At 68.6% G+C, this 15,252-nt stretch carries 12 protein-coding genes; 8 read left to right on the top strand and 4 right to left on the bottom strand.

Annotated elements, in window-relative coordinates:
* Positions 1 to 256: 256 nt before the first annotated feature.
* The 5 genes from ACTOWK_RS20330 (at position 257) to ubiB (ending at position 6,624) form a co-directional block, all read left to right on the top strand.
* Positions 257 to 1,189 carry an alpha/beta fold hydrolase gene (locus ACTOWK_RS20330; protein ID WP_441331908.1) on the top strand — a complete coding sequence of 311 codons (933 nt, stop codon included), beginning with the start codon at positions 257 to 259 and terminating at the stop codon, positions 1,187 to 1,189.
* Between the two features lie 4 nt (positions 1,190 to 1,193).
* Positions 1,194 to 2,912 carry an olefin beta-lactone synthetase gene (gene oleC, locus ACTOWK_RS20325; protein ID WP_441331907.1) on the top strand — a complete coding sequence of 573 codons (1,719 nt, stop codon included), beginning with the start codon at positions 1,194 to 1,196 and terminating at the stop codon, positions 2,910 to 2,912.
* A gap of 316 nt (positions 2,913 to 3,228) precedes the next feature.
* On the top strand, positions 3,229 to 4,248 hold the full coding sequence (gene oleD / locus ACTOWK_RS20320; protein WP_441331906.1) for a 2-alkyl-3-oxoalkanoate reductase: 1,020 nt from the start codon (positions 3,229 to 3,231) through the stop codon (positions 4,246 to 4,248).
* A gap of 34 nt (positions 4,249 to 4,282) precedes the next feature.
* A complete protein-coding gene (locus ACTOWK_RS20315) occupies positions 4,283 to 4,942 on the top strand; it encodes a ubiquinone biosynthesis accessory factor UbiJ (protein ID WP_441331905.1) in 660 nt (219 codons plus the stop codon).
* Positions 4,939 to 6,624 carry a ubiquinone biosynthesis regulatory protein kinase UbiB gene (gene ubiB, locus ACTOWK_RS20310; RefSeq protein WP_441331904.1) on the top strand — a complete coding sequence of 562 codons (1,686 nt, stop codon included), beginning with the start codon at positions 4,939 to 4,941 and terminating at the stop codon, positions 6,622 to 6,624. The genes ACTOWK_RS20315 and ubiB overlap by 4 nt, the downstream gene beginning before the upstream one ends.
* A 969-nt stretch (positions 6,625 to 7,593) precedes the next feature.
* On the opposite strand, the gene ACTOWK_RS20305 is transcribed toward ubiB, so the two are convergent.
* Positions 7,594 to 10,389 carry a M16 family metallopeptidase gene (locus tag ACTOWK_RS20305; protein WP_441331903.1) on the bottom strand — a complete coding sequence of 932 codons (2,796 nt, stop codon included), beginning with the start codon at positions 10,387 to 10,389 and terminating at the stop codon, positions 7,594 to 7,596.
* Between the two features lie 147 nt (positions 10,390 to 10,536).
* Between ACTOWK_RS20305 and ACTOWK_RS20300 the strand changes: the two genes are divergently transcribed.
* Positions 10,537 to 11,298 carry a pseudouridine synthase gene (locus ACTOWK_RS20300; protein ID WP_441331902.1) on the top strand — a complete coding sequence of 254 codons (762 nt, stop codon included), beginning with the start codon at positions 10,537 to 10,539 and terminating at the stop codon, positions 11,296 to 11,298.
* A gap of 108 nt (positions 11,299 to 11,406) precedes the next feature.
* Here the strand turns inward: ACTOWK_RS20300 and ACTOWK_RS20295 are convergent, their stop codons facing one another.
* A complete protein-coding gene (locus ACTOWK_RS20295) occupies positions 11,407 to 11,967 on the bottom strand; it encodes a DUF2059 domain-containing protein (protein ID WP_441331901.1) in 561 nt (186 codons plus the stop codon).
* Between the two features lie 104 nt (positions 11,968 to 12,071).
* Positions 12,072 to 12,647 carry a hypothetical protein gene (locus tag ACTOWK_RS20290; protein ID WP_441331900.1) on the bottom strand — a complete coding sequence of 192 codons (576 nt, stop codon included), beginning with the start codon at positions 12,645 to 12,647 and terminating at the stop codon, positions 12,072 to 12,074.
* A 252-nt stretch (positions 12,648 to 12,899) separates the two neighbouring features.
* On the opposite strand from ACTOWK_RS20290, the gene arfB reads away from it, so the two are divergent.
* Together arfB and ACTOWK_RS20280 are read left to right on the top strand one after the other, a co-directional pair.
* Entirely contained in the window at positions 12,900 to 13,313 is a 414-nt protein-coding gene (arfB, locus tag ACTOWK_RS20285) for an alternative ribosome rescue aminoacyl-tRNA hydrolase ArfB (RefSeq protein ID WP_057919402.1), read from the top strand.
* 10 nt (positions 13,314 to 13,323) lie between these two features.
* On the top strand, positions 13,324 to 13,935 hold the full coding sequence (locus ACTOWK_RS20280) for a 1-acyl-sn-glycerol-3-phosphate acyltransferase (RefSeq protein ID WP_441331899.1): 612 nt from the start codon (positions 13,324 to 13,326) through the stop codon (positions 13,933 to 13,935).
* Positions 13,936 to 13,993: 58 nt separating this feature from the next.
* Here the strand turns inward: ACTOWK_RS20280 and ACTOWK_RS20275 are convergent, their stop codons facing one another.
* Entirely contained in the window at positions 13,994 to 14,698 is a 705-nt protein-coding gene (locus tag ACTOWK_RS20275) for a GntR family transcriptional regulator (RefSeq protein ID WP_441331898.1), read from the bottom strand.
* Positions 14,699 to 15,252 lie beyond the last annotated feature (554 nt).

Raw genomic sequence — 15,252 nt, 5'->3', positions numbered from 1 at the left:
TTTGTTTCGATCGGCCGGACGAGCGGGCCCGACCAGCGGACCCGACCAGAAGGCAAGAACAGCGGGCAAACGGAGCGGACGAGACGAGGGCGCGCGTCGCTGCCCGCGATGGCCGGCCCTATCGCCGGATCGGCATCGATCGGCGGCGAATGGCCGGCAAATCGGCAGGAACGTTCCCCATCCGGCCGATGCAGCCGATAATGGCGCCCTGTCCGCCCAGGTCCGCGCCCGTTCGCGTGCCGCCAACGAGCCGCCGATGACGTCCAGCCGCAGTTTCCCCGACTACCCGTTCCAGCCGCAGCGTTTCGAGGTCCGTCCCGGGATCGAGATGAGCTATCTCGACGAAGGCCCGCGCGATGGCGAGGTCGTGGTGATGCTGCACGGCAATCCGTCGTGGAGCTATTACTGGCGCAAGCTGGTGCTGGCGCTACGCGATCCGAGTTCGGGCAAGGCTTATCGCTGCATCGTCCCCGATCACGTCGGCATGGGCCTGTCGGACAAGCCCTCGGACGATCCCGCAGTGCAGCCGCATTACGCCTACACCCTGCAGTCGCGCGTCGACGACGTCGAGCGCCTGCTGCTGCATCTCGGCGTGACCGGGCCGATGACCCTGGCCGTACACGATTGGGGCGGCGGCATCGGTTTCGGCTGGGGGCTCAAGCATTCCGAGCAGATCAAACGCCTGGTCATCACCAACACCGGCGCCTTCCCGCTGCCGGCGGCCAAGCCCCTGCCCAAGCGCCTGCGCCTGGGCCGCGACTCGGCGATCGGCATCGGCCTGATCCGCGGTTTGAATGCCTTCGCCGGCGGCGCCGCGCGCATGGGCGTGGTCAAGCCGATGCCGGCCGACGTACGCCGCGCCTACCTGGCGCCGTACGACTCCTGGGCCAACCGCATCGCCACCTCGCGTTTCGTCCAGGACATTCCGCTCGCCGAAGGCGACCTGGCCTGGCCGCTGGTGCAGGCGATGGGGCGCAAGCTGCCTGAGTACGCCGACCGCCCGGCCTTCATCGGCTGGGGCCTGCGCGATTTCGTCTTCGACCATCACTTCCTCAAGGGCTTCACCGATGCGCTGCCGCAGGCGCAGGTGCAGGCTTTCGACGATGCCGGCCACTACGTGCTGGAAGACCAGGCCGAGGTGCTGGTGCCCGAGATCCGCGCTTTCCTCGACCGACACCCTTTGAGTTGAGCCGATGACGACCCCGACGTCAGCACCCGTCATCGCAGCAGGCGCCAGCGAAGCCGGCGCCGCCGCTGCGGCGAGCCGCAACGACACCTGCAACATCGCCGCCGCGTTGCCGGCCTGCGCGGCGCAATCGCCGCAGCGGGTGGCGATGCGTTGCCCGGGCACGCGCCGCGGCGACGGCCTGGCGAGCTACGACGTCGAGCTGACCTACGGCGAACTCGACCGTCGCAGCGATGCGATCGCCGCCGGCCTGGCCCAGCGCGGCATCGTGCGCGGCACCCGCACCGCGGTGATGGTGCGGCCATCGCCGGAGTTCTTCCTGTTGATGTTCGCCCTGTTCAAGGCCGGCGCGGTGCCGGTGCTGATCGACCCGGGCATCGACAAGCGCGCCTTGCGGCAGTGCCTGGACGAAGCCGAGCCGCAGGCCTTCATCGGCATTCCGCTGGCGCATGTCGCCCGGGTCGTGCTCGGCTGGGCGAAGTCGGCGAGCATCCGCATCACCACCGGCAAGCGCGCTTTCCTCGCCGACGACACCCTGGCGCGGGTCGAACGCGACGGCGCCGGTGCGCCCTCGCAGCTCGCCGACACCCGCCCCGACGAAGTCGCCGCGATCGTGTTCACCAGCGGCTCGACCGGCGTACCCAAGGGCGTCGTGTTCCGTCATCGTCATTTCGTCGCCCAGATCGAAATGATGGGCGAGGCCTTCGGCATCGCCCCCGGCGGCGTCGACCTGCCGACCTTTCCGCCGTTCGCCTTGTTCGACCCGGCGCTGGGCCTGACTTCGGTGATCCCCGACATGGACCCGACCCGGCCGGCGCAGGCCGATCCGGTCAAGCTGATCGACGCGATCCACCGTTTCGGCGTCGACCAGCTGTTCGGCTCGCCGGCGCTGATGGCGGTGTTGGCCAAACACGGTCAGGCCCTGCCGGGTGTGAAGCGGGTGACCTCGGCCGGCGCGCCGGTGCCGCCGGAAACGGTGGCGGCATTGCGCGAACTGCTGCCGCGCGACGCCCAGTTCTGGACCCCGTACGGCGCCACCGAATGCCTGCCGGTGGCGGTGATCGAAGGCCGCGAACTGCAGTCCACGCGCGCGGCGACCGAACAGGGCGCCGGTACCTGCGTGGGCCGCGCGGTAGAGCGCAACGAGGTGCGGATCATCCGCATCGACGATGCCGCGATCGAACACTGGTCCGACGACCTGGTGCTGCCGGACGGCGTGGTCGGCGAGATCGCCGTCGCCGGCCCGACCGCGACCGACAGCTATTTCCGTCGCGATGCGGCGACGCATCTGGCCAAGATCCGCGAAGTGCGCGGCGACCTCGACCGCATCGTCCACCGCATGGGCGACCTGGGGTATCTCGACGGCGAAGGCCGGCTGTGGTTCTGCGGTCGCAAGACCCATCGCGTCGAAACCGCGAATGGCCCGCTGTACACCGAGCAGGTCGAGCCGGTGTTCAACACCCACCCGAAGGTGCGTCGCACCGCCCTGGTCGGCACCGGCGCCGCCGGTGCGCAGACGCCGCTGCTGTGGGTGGAGTTGCACGAACCGCGCACGGCGCGCGCCGAGTGCGAGCGCATCGCCGAAGAACTGCGTGCGATCGGCGCGCAGCATGCGCACACCGCCGGCATCGAGCGCATTCGTTTCCATCCGGGTTTTCCGGTCGACATCCGCCACAACGCCAAGATCGGGCGCGAGAAGCTGGCGGCGCAGGCGCGCAAGGGTTGAAGCGGCTGCGTCGGATCGACGCAGGCTTGGCGTGGCAGGCAGAGCCGATCTTCCTGCCTTGCGGGAACAGCAAATCCCCCCAGCCCCCCCTTTTCCAAAGGGGGGAGAGGGGTAGGTGTCTTTGTCGCTACCCAACGGCATCGAAGCGGCCCGTGCTGTTGCCCCCTTTGACAAAGGGGGCAAACGGCCGCGCAGCGGACGTGGGGGATTTGCTCTTCCTCGCCGGCATACGGTGAAGCCCCTTGCCTACGGCCTATGATGCGCAAGGTTTCCGCAGCCGCGCGCTGCATTCACGACTTTCACGGGCGTAACGACGATGAAGATTCTGGTCACCGGCGGCGGCGGTTTTCTCGGGCAGGCGCTGTGCCGCGGCCTGGTCGCGCGCGGGCATGAAGTGGTCAGCTTCAATCGCGGCCTGTATCCGGCGCTGGAACCCCTGGGCGTGATCCAGCTGCGCGGCGATCTCGCCGATCGCCAGGCGGTGATCGACGCCGCCCAAGGCTGCGAGGCGGTCTTCCACAACGCCGCCAAGGCCGGCGCCTGGGGCAGTTATCACAGCTATCACCAGGCCAACGTGGTCGGCACCGAGAACGTGCTCGCGGCGTGCCGCGCGCACCGCATCGGCAAACTCGTCTACACCTCGACGCCCAGCGTGACCCACCGCGCCACCCATCCGGTCGAAGGCGGCACCGCCGAGACCGTGCCCTACGGCGAGGGTTTCAAGGCCGCCTATGCGACCACCAAGACCATCGCCGAGAAAGCCGTGCTCGCCGCCAACGGGCCGGAGCTGGCCACGGTCGCGCTGCGCCCGCGGCTGATCTGGGGCGTCGGCGACAACCAGTTGCTGCCGCGCCTGGTCGAACGCGCCAACAGCGGCCGCCTGCGTTTCGTCGGCGACGGCCACAACCGCATCGACACGACCTATATCGACAACGCCGCGCAGGCGCATTTCGACGCCTTCGAGCATCTCGCCCCGGGCGCGCCCTGCGCCGGCCGCGCCTATTTCATCAGCAACGGCGAGCCGCGCACGGTGCGCGAGACGGTCAACGGCCTGCTCGCCGCGGTCGGCGCGCCGACCGCCGACAAGACCCTGCCGTTCCGCGCCGCCTATGCGATCGGCGCGGTCTGCGAGGCGTTATGGACGGTGTTGCCGCTCAAGGGCGAGCCGCCGATGACGCGTTTCCTCGCCGAGCAACTGTCGACCACGCACTGGTACGACATGGCGCCGGCCCGGCGCGACTTCGGTTACGTGCCCCAGGTCGGCTTCGACGAAGGCCTGGCGCGGGTGCGCGCCCAGCACGCCCGGGGCGGCGGCGCGGCCTCGACATCCTCCTAACAGCCGGCCGGCGTGCGCCGGCTAGAATGGCGGCATGACCGATACCGCCTCGCCCCTGGACGCACTCAAGCCGATGGCCGGCCGCGCGCTCGAAGCCGCGTTGAACCGCGCGCTCGCGCTCGATCCCGACACCCGCGAAGCCCTGCGCCCGCTCGACGGCCGCAGCGTCGCCCTGCACTTGGCGTCGCCGCCGCTGGCTTTGCGCATCGTGGTGGCCGGCGAACGCCTCGAAGTCGGGCCGGTACGCGACAGCGACGAGCCCGACCTGTCGGTGCGCAGCACCCTCGGCGCGATCCTGTCGCAGTTGCCGAACCTGCTCGGCGGTGGGCGCAACGATCATGCCGCCCCGGTCGGCAAGTTGCGCATCGAAGGCGACGCCGATCTGGCGCGGCGCCTGCAGCGCCTGGCCGAACGCTTCGATCCGGACTGGCAGCAACCTTTCACCGCGGTGTTCGGCGAGGTGATCGGGGTGCAGGTCGCCAACACTCTCGCCGGCGCCTTGCGCCATGCCCGCGACGCCGTCGGCGCGCTGGCCGGCAATGCCGCCGAATACGTCACCGAGGAGTCGCGCGACGTGGTGCCGCGCGATGAGCTCAACGCCTTCCACGACGACGTCGACACTTTGCGCGACGACGTCGAGCGCGCCGCCGCACGCGTGGCGCGCCTGCGCGACCGCGCGAGACGCAGCGCATGAGGTCGGCGGTGCGTGCCTGGCGTATCGGCCGCGTGCTGCTGCGCTATCGCCTCGACGACCTGCTCGACGGCACCCCGGTCGAACGCTGGCTCAAGCTCGCGCGCCCGTTCGTGCCGCGCGCCTCCGACGAGATCGCGGCGATGTCGCGCGGCGCGCGCCTGCGCCTGGTGCTGCAGGAACTCGGGCCGATCTTCGTCAAGTTCGGGCAGATCCTCTCGACCCGCCGCGACCTGGTGCCGCCGGACATCGCGATCGAGCTGGCCCTGCTGCAGGACCGGGTCGCGCCGTTCGACGGCGAGACCGCGCGCAAGATCGTCGAGGACGCGCTGGAGCGCCGCATCGGCGAGGCCTTCGAATCCTTCGACATCGAACCGCTGGCCTCGGCCTCGATCGCCCAGGTGCATGCGGCGCGGTTGCCGGCGCAGGACGGCAAGCCGCCGCGCGAAGTCGTGGTCAAGGTGTTGCGTCCCGACATCGAGGGCAAGATCGCCGGCGACATCGCCCTGCTCAAGGCGCTCGCCGCCCTCGTCGACCGCGCCCATCCCAGCGCCGACAAGATCCGCCCGCGCGCCATCGTCGCCGAGATCGAGAGCACCCTCGCCGCCGAGCTGGACCTGCAGCGCGAAGGCGCCAACGCCAGCGTGCTGCGCCGGTTCTGGGCCGACAGCGACGACATGTACGTGCCGGAAGTGATCTGGCCGCACACCGGCGAACGCGCGCTGACCCTGGAACGCGTGTACGGCATTCCGTCCGACGATATCGCCGCGCTCGACGCCGCCGGCATCGACCGGCGCGCGCTCGCCTCCAAGGGCGTGCGGGTGTTCTACACCCAGGTGTTCCGCGACAATTTCTTCCACGCCGATGCCCACGCCGGCAACATCTGGGTCGACAGCGACCCGGCGCGGCGCAGCAACCCGCGTTTCATCGCCCTGGACTTCGGCATCATGGGCCAGCTTTCGGACGAGGATCAGTACTACCTCGCCGAAAACTTCATGGCGATCTTCAACCGCGACTACCGCCGTATCGCCGAGCTGCACGTGCAGGCCGGCTGGATTCCGCCGCACATCCGCATCGACGAACTCGAAGCGGCGACGCGCGCGGTCTGCGAGCCGTACTTCACCCGCCCGCTCAGCGAGATCTCGCTGGCCGAGGTGTTGGTGAAATTGTTCCGCACCGCGCAGCGTTACGAGTTGACCCTGCAGCCGCAGTTGATCCTGCTGCAGAAGACCTTGCTCAACATCGAAGGCGTCGGGCGCTTGCTCGACCCCAAGCTCGACATCTGGGCGGTGGCGCGGCCGGTGCTACAGCGCATCCTGCTGGACCGCTACAGCCCGCAGCGGCTCGCGAGCGAGTTCCGCAAGCGCCTACCCGAGCTGGTGACGCGCGCGCCGGAAATGCCGCGCCTGCTGCACAGCTGGCTCAACCAGCAGGTGTCGGGCCAGCACGAATTGAAGATGCGTTCGCAGGACATCACCGAGCTCAATCGCACCATCAAGGACGCGGTGCGGCGCACGGTCGCGGCGATCCTCGGCACCGGCCTGCTGGTGGTCGCGGCGGTGCTGTACGGCATGGAATCGGGCGGCCCGAGGCTCTGGTCGATCCCGGCTTCGTCGTGGATCGCCGGTCTCGGCGGTCTGTGGGCGCTGCTGGCGGCGTGGCCGCGGAGCAAGAGCTCGGGTTGATCGGCGGTACCTTGCTCGGTTGGTGCACGAGCCCGAAGCTCTTCGCGGTGGCGCCGGCGCGTCTGGTCACGCGGTCGCGGCTTGCGCCGTTCCTACCCAAGAGCAGCGACGATCATTGTCGTAAGGTTTTTTGCTGGTGCCATGTCGAGGTTTCTGATCAGCTTTTCTGCTTTCTGCTTTCTGCTTTCTGCTTTCTGCTTTCTGCTTTCTGCTTTCTGCTTTCTGCTTTCTGCTTTGCAGGTTAAAAGCTGACCCGTAGGGCGGCCCGCAAGGATGCGGGCCGTGCGCAAGCAGGCCATGGATGGCCTGTCTGGAGCATCCCTGCGTCGGCATCGCTCGTGCGGGCTTGTGCCCTTGCAAGGAGAGCCCTTTTCTTTGGTTAGCTTTCTTTTGGGCTTAGCAAAAGAAAGTAACCCGGCCGCGTCAGCGGACGGAAGCTTTGCTCTTGCCTGAAGGCTGCGCCGAAGGCCGACGGGACGTGGTCGCGACTTACGTTGCTCCTACAGGAGCGCCAGCTTTGCACTTGCTTGTGGCTTCTTGAGAAGCAAGATCAGATCAAACGCCAAAAGCTTCCGCCACTAAAGCGGCGGGTTACTTTCTTTTGTCTAAAGCAACAAAAGAAAGGTAACCAAAGAAAAATGCTTCTCTTTGAGTCAAGGGCCCGCACGAGCGGTGCCTCCGCAGGGATCTACATACGGGACATCCCTGTCCCGATGAAAAACGGCCCGCATCCATGTGGGCCGCCCTCCGGGGCTGCGATTGCCTTCGCGAGCGCGGGGCGGCGCAGCCCCTGCAGCGGCAAGCACTGGCGGCTCCGCCGCGGCTCTGCCGCTTGCCGATCTAGCCCCGCTCGCGGTTCAAGGCGGCGTTACCGAGTACAGCAGCACCGGCCTTGCCCCCTTTGTAGAGGGGGCCGCGCCTGCGCAGCAGGCGCGGGGGATTTGCTCTTGCTGTTGCCGCAGCTCGGCTCTATTTGCCCGCCGGCGCCTTCTTCGCGGCGGAAAAATCACCCGCGGTGTAGACGCTCAACCGTTCCGGTTTGAGGTGCTTGCGGATCGCGGCATTGACCGCATCGACGGTCAGCGCTTTGAACTTCGCGTCGAGGTCGGCCGAGAACTGCATGCTGCGGCCATAGAACAGGTTGCTGGCGAGGCCGGCGGCGATCGCCGGGTCGGAGGCGCGGGCCTGCTCGCGCTGGGTCAGCAGGCCGGACACCGCATCGCGCAGTTCGTCGGCGCCGACGCCGTCCTTGATCAGGCGTGCGAGTTCTTCGCGCATCGCGCGTTCGACCTTGTCCAGGTTCTGCGGCGCGGCGATCGCTTCGATCGACCAGTTGCCGGCGTCGTCGCGGCCGCTGCGGCTGCTGTCGGCGTCGAGGTCGCTGCCGACGCCGTAACTCAAACCGTCCTGCTGGCGGATGCGGTCGCCCAGGCGCGATTTGATGGTGCCGCCGCCGAGGATGTAGTTGGCCGCGACCAGCGCCGGGAAGTCGGGGTCGGTGTCCTTCAGCGACAGGTTGGCGCGCGCCAGCAACACGCCGTTGGGCTTGTCCGGGGTATCGAAGCGGCGCTGCTCGGCGGCGACCGCGGTGTAGCGGGTGTCGATCGACGCGAACGCGTGCTGGGGGCGCCAATCGGCGAACAGGCTGCGCAGTTGCTGCTTCAGCGCGGCCGGGTCGAAATCGCCGACCACGCTGATCTGGCCTTCGGCGCTGCCGTACAGGTCGCGGTGATAGGCGCGCACGTCGTCGACCTTGAGCGCCTTGATCGCCGCCAGCGACTCGTCCAGGTTCATCGCATGCAGCGGATGCCCGGCCGGCCAGGGGTCGAAATGCAGGGCCATGGCGATGCCGGCGATGCTGCCGGGCTCCTGGCGCGAGGCTTCCAGGCCGGTGATCGCCTGCAGGCGGTATTGCTCGAATTCCTGCTCCGGATAACTCGGTGTGCGCAGCACTTTCGCGGCCAGCGCGAGCGCTTCGCCGAGTTGTTCGCGCCGCGTGGTCAGGTCGATGCGCGCCGACTGCAGGCTGCCGCTGATGCGCGCGCTGGTCTTGAGCGCTTCGAAACGCTCGTCGATCTGCTGGCGGGTCAGGCCTTCGCTGCCGCGCATCAGCAGGGCGCCGGCGATGCTGCCGGCGACTTCGCGCTTGTCGAGCGCGGCGAGGTCGGCGAAGTTGAACGAGGCCGAGACGGTGACGGTGGCGCCGCGGGTCTTCTTCGGCAGCAGGGCGAGCTTGAGGCCGCTGCCGACGCCGGTGTCGATGGTGACGGTCTCGGTGCGCGCCTGGATGTTGGCCGGGGTCGGGTCGAAATGTTCGCCGGCCTCGATCGCGGTCTTGCCGGTATAGCCCTGCAACACCGTGGCGGCGCTCGGCGCGGTGGGGATCTCGACCCGCTGCGGCGCGTCGGTCGGGACGAAGCGGCCGAAGGTGCGGTTGCTCGAAGTCAGATAGCGGCGGGCGACGCGGTTGACGTCGTCGGCACTGACGTTCTCGAGCGCGTCGCGGTAGTGGAAGTACAGCCGCCAGTCGCCGGCGACTACCGCGTCCGACAGGCCCATCGCGACGCCGGAAACATTGGTGTAGGCCAGCTCGAAGCCGTTGCGCAGGCGCTGCCTGGCGGCTTCGACTTCGGCGGCGGTGACCGGCTGGCGTTCAATCTGTTCGAGCTGGGCGATCAACACCTTCTCGGCCTTGGCCGCATCGCCGTCCTTCGGCACCGCGGCGAGCGCGCTCATCAGGCCGGGGTCCTGGCGTTGCTCGCTGCTGCCGCCGACGCTCGCGGCGAGGCCGCTTTCGACCAGTGCCTTGTGCAGGCGGCCGCCGGGCACGTGGCCAAGCACCTCGTCGAGCACGCCGAGCGCGGCGGCGTCGGCATGAGTGCCGGCGGGGACGTGGTAGGCGGCCATCAGCAGGCGGATGTCGCCGACCCGGCGCACGGTGACGTCGCGCTCGCCGTCCTGGGCCGGGTCGAGGGTGTAGAACTTGCGCATCGGCTCGGATGGCTTGGCCAGCGGGCCGAAATGGCGCGCGACCGCATTCAAGGTGGCGGCGGGGTCGAGCCGCCCGGCCAACACCAGGGTGGCGTTGTCGGGCCGATACCAGGCGCGGTAATAAGCCTGCAGGCGCTCGATCGGCACGTTCTCGACGTCGCTGCGCGCGCCGATCGTGCTGTTGCCGTAGTGGTGCCACAGGTAGGCGGTCGAGCGCACGCGCTGCATCAGCGCCGCGACCGGGCTGTTCTCGCCGCTCTCCATTTCGTTGCGGACCACGGTCATTTCGCTGTCGAGGTCTTTGCGGGCGATGTCGGAATGCAGCATGCGATCGGCTTCCAGGCCGAGCAGCCAGTCCAGGGTGGCGTCGTTGGCCGGGAACGAAGCGAAGTAGTTGGTGCGGTCGAGCGAGGTCTCGGCGTTGAAGCCGATGCCGCGCTTCTTCATCTCACCGGGAATGTCGCGATGGCGCGGCGTGCCCTTGAACAGCAGGTGTTCGAGCAGATGGGCCATGCCGGTCTCGCCGTAGTTCTCCTGCAGCGAACCGACGGCGTAGATCAGGTTGACCGTCACCGTGGGCTGGCTGGCATCGGGAAACAGCAGCACGCGCAGGCCGTTGCTCAAGCGGTACTCGCAAATGCCCTCGACGCAGGGGCCGGCGCCGACCCCGGCCGGCGGCTTCGGCGATTCGGCCTGGGCCGACGACAGGGCCACAGCGAGGGCGAGGCCGAGCGAGGCGGCGAGCGGGGCGAGGCGAGTGCGGTGTTGGGGCATGTGAGTCCTGAAGTGTTCGATGGCGCTGGGAGCGTTGAAGGTTCGACGGGCGCTGCGCGAGCGCTAAATATTGGATGGCGCTCTGGGAGGCCCTGCTGCAATAGACGAAGATAGCGGTCGACCACCCTAGCGCCCGTGTACGGCCTCATGAACCCGACGTTCAGTTCGACCCCAGATTCAGACGCCAACCCGCGCGCGGAGGTGGCCGCCGCCGGCCTGCCGGTGCTGTACGCCGACGAGACGATCGCAGTCATCGACAAGCCGGCGGGGCTGATGGTTCACGACAGCGCCCTCGCGCGCGGCGAGACCGACTTCGCCGCCGACCGCCTGCGCGAGCAATTCGGCCGGCCGATCTTCCTGGTCCACCGCCTCGACCGCGCCACCAGCGGTTGCCTGTTGCTGGCTTTCGATCGCGAAGCGGCCTCGACCCTGGGCAAGGTGCTGATGTCGCGCGAGGTCGAGAAGGACTATCTGGCGGTGTGCCGCGGCTGGCCGGCCGAGGATGCGTTCGAAGTCGATCACGACCTCGACGGCGGGCCGGGCAAGCCGGTCAAGAAACCGGCGCAGACCCGTTTCCGTTGCCTCGGGCGTGCCGAGCTGGCCTTGCCGTCGGCGGGCTTCGAGACCTCGCGCTACGCTCTGTTGCTGGCGCAGCCGCAGACTGGGCGTTTCCGCCAGATCCGCCGCCATCTCAAGCATCTGTCGCATCACCTGATCGGCGATACCAGCCACGGCGACGGCCGCCACAACCGCAGCTTCCGCATGCTCGGCATCCATCGCATGTTGCTGCACGCGCAGCGGCTGGCCTTCCTGCACCCGGTCAGCGGCGAGCGCATCGTCGCGGTGGCGCCGCCGGACGCGGAGTTCGCCAAGGCCCTGGCCCTGTTCGAGGCGCCGCCGGCCGTTTGAGGGCGTTGGCGCAACGGCTTTCGTCCCCTTGGAACCAGCGCGCAGTTCCCCCCTTTGACAAAGGGGGGCAGGGGGGATTTGCTCCTGCGCCTTAGCGACGAAGCCGGCTCAGCCGCCGGTCGCAGGCTGGGGCGGGCTCGGCGGCGCCGGTGCGGCCTTATCGTCGCCGTCGACGATGTCCTTGACCTCGTTGCGCAGCTCGCGCTGCATGCGCTCGAACATGGTCTTCATCAACGGCTGCAGTTCCTGCATGGTCCGGCCCATCGCCAGCGGCATCTTTTCCATGATGCTGCGCCCGGCCGGGCTGCCGTAGAAATCGATGAGGGCCTGCACTTCGGCGGCATCGAAGGTTTCGCCGTAGACCTTGCGATAGATCGGCGCGACCGCCTTCCAGTCCAGCATCTCCTCGACCATGCTCATCTGCCGGGCCAGGCTGCGTGCGAGCGCTTCGCGTTGCTTGTCGTCGAGCCCGTCGCCGGCTTCGGCCATGGCCATCATTTCGGCCGGTTCGCGCATTTGCTTGAGCATCTCGCCCTTCATGCGCTCGTAGTTCATCGACTGCATGAGCTGGTCGATCTGGGCGTCGCTCGGGCGCGCGGCGAAGGCGGGCGCCGCGCACAGCGCGGTGCTCAGCAACGCGACGGAAAGACCGCGGGACAGCTGGATCATGGGTGTTCTTCCTTGAAGGGGGACGGCATCGTCCGTGGCCGTACGCCGGCCGTCAATGCGGCCGTCGTCGTGGATTTTTGCGGGATCAGTCGAGCACCGCCAGATCAGGGACGGCGCTGGTACTCGCGATAGACCGGACGCGCGGCGGCATTGGAGGCCGCGTTGAGCAGGTCCTGCAGGAAGGCGTCGCGCAGCACTTGTTTCGGTGTGCCCGAGCCGTTGCCGCCGACGCCGTAGCCCTGCTGCCCCATCTGTTCCAGCACGCGGCGGCCTTCCGGGGTGCGCGACAACTGGGTCAAGGCCTGCAGCTCGGAAGCGCTGAAGCCGCCGTTGCTCTGCTCGAAGCCGTTGCGGTCGTAGACGTTGCCGTAGGCGTCGCGGCCGTAGTTGCTGTCGTCGTAGCGGTTGTCCTGGCGGCTGTCGTCGTACTGGCTCGCCGTGGCGGCGCCGGCGGCGTTCTGCAACTGCTGCATGAAGCCGCTCTGCACGCCGGAGTACTTGCGCAGGACTTCTTGGTCGGTGGCATTCGCCGGTCGCCCGACCACGGCCTCGGCGATGGCCTGGGCCGATTGCAGGGTTTGCCGTTGCGCGCGTTGCGAGGCGATGGCGTCGACGTTGGCCGGGTCGAGGTAGCCGCTCTGCGCCAGCGCCGGTGCGGCGGCGAACAGTGCGGCGGACATGACCGCCGCGAGCCGGACCGCGGCGAGCCGGACTGCGACGAGCGGGACGGCGGCGAGCGGGCGGGGCAGGCGCTGGCGCATACGGACTTCCTCCTTGGACCGGTCCCGGCATGGTCCGCCTCGCCCGCGGCCGCGTCAACGACGGCCGGCACAATCGCCCGCCGCGGTCAAGCCCGGCTTCGCCCGGCCTGCGTCAATACCGCGTAATGGACGCGACCGCGCGCCGGTCTACAATCGCCGGCGGAGGAGAGCATGGTGGATCTGTCGATCACGATTCCCGAACAGGAATTGGTCGAGCGCTTCGTGCGTTCGACCGGTCCGGGCGGGCAAAACGTAAACAAGGTCGCGACTGCGGTGGAATTGCGCTTCGATATCGCGCAATCGCCGTCGTTGCCCGAGGCCGTGCGCGAGCGTTTGCTGAGCAAGCGCGACCGGCGCGTGACCACCGAGGGCGTGCTGGTGATCAGCGCGCAGCGTTTCCGCACCCAGGAACGCAACCGCGAGGACGCCCGCGTGCGTCTGGCCGCCTTCGTCGACAGCGGCCTGCGCGCGCCCAAGCCGCGCATCGCCACCAAACCCAGCCGTGCTTCCAAGGAACGCCGCCTCGGCGCCAAGCGCGAACGCAGCACGACCAAGCGCGGTCGTTCGCAAAGTAATTGGGACTGACGGAGCACGCATGCAGCAGCCAGCCCGCGACGACATCGTCCTGACCTTGCCGCCGAACGTGCCGCAAGTGCGTTTCAACCGTTTCACCCGCTGGGTCGGCCGCACCATCCTGCGGCTCGGCGGCTGGCGCATGGTCGGCGCTTTTCCCGACATTCCGCGCGCGGTGCTGATCGGCGCGCCGCATTCCTCGAACTGGGACGGTGTCTGGGGTTTCGCGGCGAAGGCGGCGATGGGCCTGGACGTGAAGATCCTCGGCAAGGATTCGCTGTTCCGCGTGCCCCTGCTCGGCGGGCTGCTGCGTTCGCTCGGAGTCATTCCGGTCAACCGCAGCGCCGCGCACGGTGTGATCGAGCAGGCCGCGGCGATGATCCGCGCCCAGGAGCATTTCTGGTTCGGCCTCGCCCCCGAGGGCACGCGCAAGGCGGTGGAGCGCTGGAAGGCCGGTTTCTGGAAGATCGCCAAGGCCGCCGACGTGCCGGTGGTGCCGGCGTATTTCCACTATCCCGACAAGATCATCGGCATCGGCGAGGCGTTCCAGCTCGGCGAGGACATGGACGCCGACATCCGCCGCATCCGCGACTGGTACAGGCCCTGGCAGGGCAAGCACCACGGCACGAATTGACCAGAGTGATCCGAGCCGGTCGGCCGCGCGCCGACTGATCGCGCGTTGATCCGCGCGTTTACTTGCGCGGACGCCGGCTGCGTTTGACTCTGGCTTGGCCGGCCTCGCCACTGTGGTCGATCTGTTCCAGTTGCAGGCGCAGATCGTTCAAGGTCGAAACGATGTGGGCGCACAGCAGGTCGGCCACGCGCGCGGAGTCGCGCGCCAGCCAGGCATCGAGGATCTCGTGGTGCTCGCTGCTCGCCCGGGCCTCGCGGCCTTCGGGCTCCAGGTGCTTGCGCACATAGCGTTCGGCCAGCACCTGCAGGCGTTCGACCAGTTGGGTGGTGACGTGGCGGCCGCCCGGCCGCACCAGCGACAGGTGGAACGTGCGGTTGAAGCGCACCGCGTTGTGGATGTCGGTCTTCGAAGCCGTTTCCAGCGCGGCCAGCGCGGCCGTGGCAGCCTTGCGTTCGTCCTCGCCCGCTTCCAGGCAGGCATGGGCGGCGGCGTCGGGCTCGATTTTCAGGCGCAGCGCGAACACTTCCTCGGCCTCGCCGGCGGTCATCGCCGGCACGAAGAAGCCGCGGTTGGGGTGCGAACTCAACAAGCCCTGCTGTTCCAGCCGGCCCAGCGCCTCGCGCAGCGGAATCTTGCTGATGCCGAGTTCCTCGGCGAGCAACTCCTGGCGGATCGGCGCGAGCGGCGGAATTTGGGTCGACAGAATGCGTTCGCGGACCACTTCGAAGGCTTGGTCGGACAGCGAACGGGGGACGATGCTCATGCGTTCAGTCTACCCAACCGCCAGCGCCTGCGGCCTGCCCGCGAGCGAGGCGGGCGCCTGGGTACGCGTGAGTGGGGAAATGGCGGGGACACCGCCGGAAGGGGCGAGGCGTTCGAGCGTCGGGCGATTCGAATCCGGGCTCGCGAACGCGCGGCCGTCGCTGCCGTCGCGTGGATGTGCTTGCCGCCGGTAGCGCGGTGACGCGGACCGCCGTCCGTCGGCGTACGAACGTCTGTTTGGCACGGTGATCGACTGCGCAGACTGACGTCACGGAATCGGGCCAAATTACCAGATACGGTATACGGTATACAAAATAGCCTGGCGACATGTCAGGCGTGTGACCGGCCTGGCAGGGGGCCCGCCGGTGAACAGACTCGGGACCGATCGAGGGGCAGGCCAGGCCTGCACCGCGAACCCGGCTGCCCGGCGGATAAGGCCGCGCGAACGCGCGCCGACCGATCCGCGACGTCTGCCGCGCCCGTCCTGGATCCGCCGGCCGTCCCGTCCCCCACGAACGTGCGCGATGCGCGCGTCCCGGCCACCGAGCCAGCCAC

This window comes from Lysobacter sp. CA196, from assembly GCF_052078695.1.
GTDB lineage: Bacteria > Pseudomonadota > Gammaproteobacteria > Xanthomonadales > Xanthomonadaceae > Lysobacter.
This window is presented reverse-complemented; position numbering and strand designations above follow the sequence as displayed.

Bases quoted from the DNA above. Each gene is read 5' to 3' on its own strand.
- ACTOWK_RS20330 (WP_441331908.1), top strand. From the start codon at position 257: ATGACGTCCAGCCGCAGTTTCCCCGACTACCCGTTCCAGCCGCAGCGT.
- oleC (WP_441331907.1), top strand. From the start codon at position 1,194: ATGACGACCCCGACGTCAGCACCCGTCATCGCAGCAGGCGCCAGCGAA.
- oleD (WP_441331906.1), top strand. From the start codon at position 3,229: ATGAAGATTCTGGTCACCGGCGGCGGCGGTTTTCTCGGGCAGGCGCTG.
- ACTOWK_RS20315 (WP_441331905.1), top strand. From the start codon at position 4,283: ATGACCGATACCGCCTCGCCCCTGGACGCACTCAAGCCGATGGCCGGC.
- ubiB (WP_441331904.1), top strand. From the start codon at position 4,939: ATGAGGTCGGCGGTGCGTGCCTGGCGTATCGGCCGCGTGCTGCTGCGC.
- ACTOWK_RS20305 (WP_441331903.1), bottom strand. From the start codon at position 10,389: ATGCCCCAACACCGCACTCGCCTCGCCCCGCTCGCCGCCTCGCTCGGC.
- ACTOWK_RS20300 (WP_441331902.1), top strand. From the start codon at position 10,537: ATGAACCCGACGTTCAGTTCGACCCCAGATTCAGACGCCAACCCGCGC.
- ACTOWK_RS20295 (WP_441331901.1), bottom strand. From the start codon at position 11,967: ATGATCCAGCTGTCCCGCGGTCTTTCCGTCGCGTTGCTGAGCACCGCG.
- ACTOWK_RS20290 (WP_441331900.1), bottom strand. From the start codon at position 12,647: ATGTCCGCCGCACTGTTCGCCGCCGCACCGGCGCTGGCGCAGAGCGGC.
- arfB (WP_057919402.1), top strand. From the start codon at position 12,900: ATGGTGGATCTGTCGATCACGATTCCCGAACAGGAATTGGTCGAGCGC.
- ACTOWK_RS20280 (WP_441331899.1), top strand. From the start codon at position 13,324: ATGCAGCAGCCAGCCCGCGACGACATCGTCCTGACCTTGCCGCCGAAC.
- ACTOWK_RS20275 (WP_441331898.1), bottom strand. From the start codon at position 14,698: ATGAGCATCGTCCCCCGTTCGCTGTCCGACCAAGCCTTCGAAGTGGTC.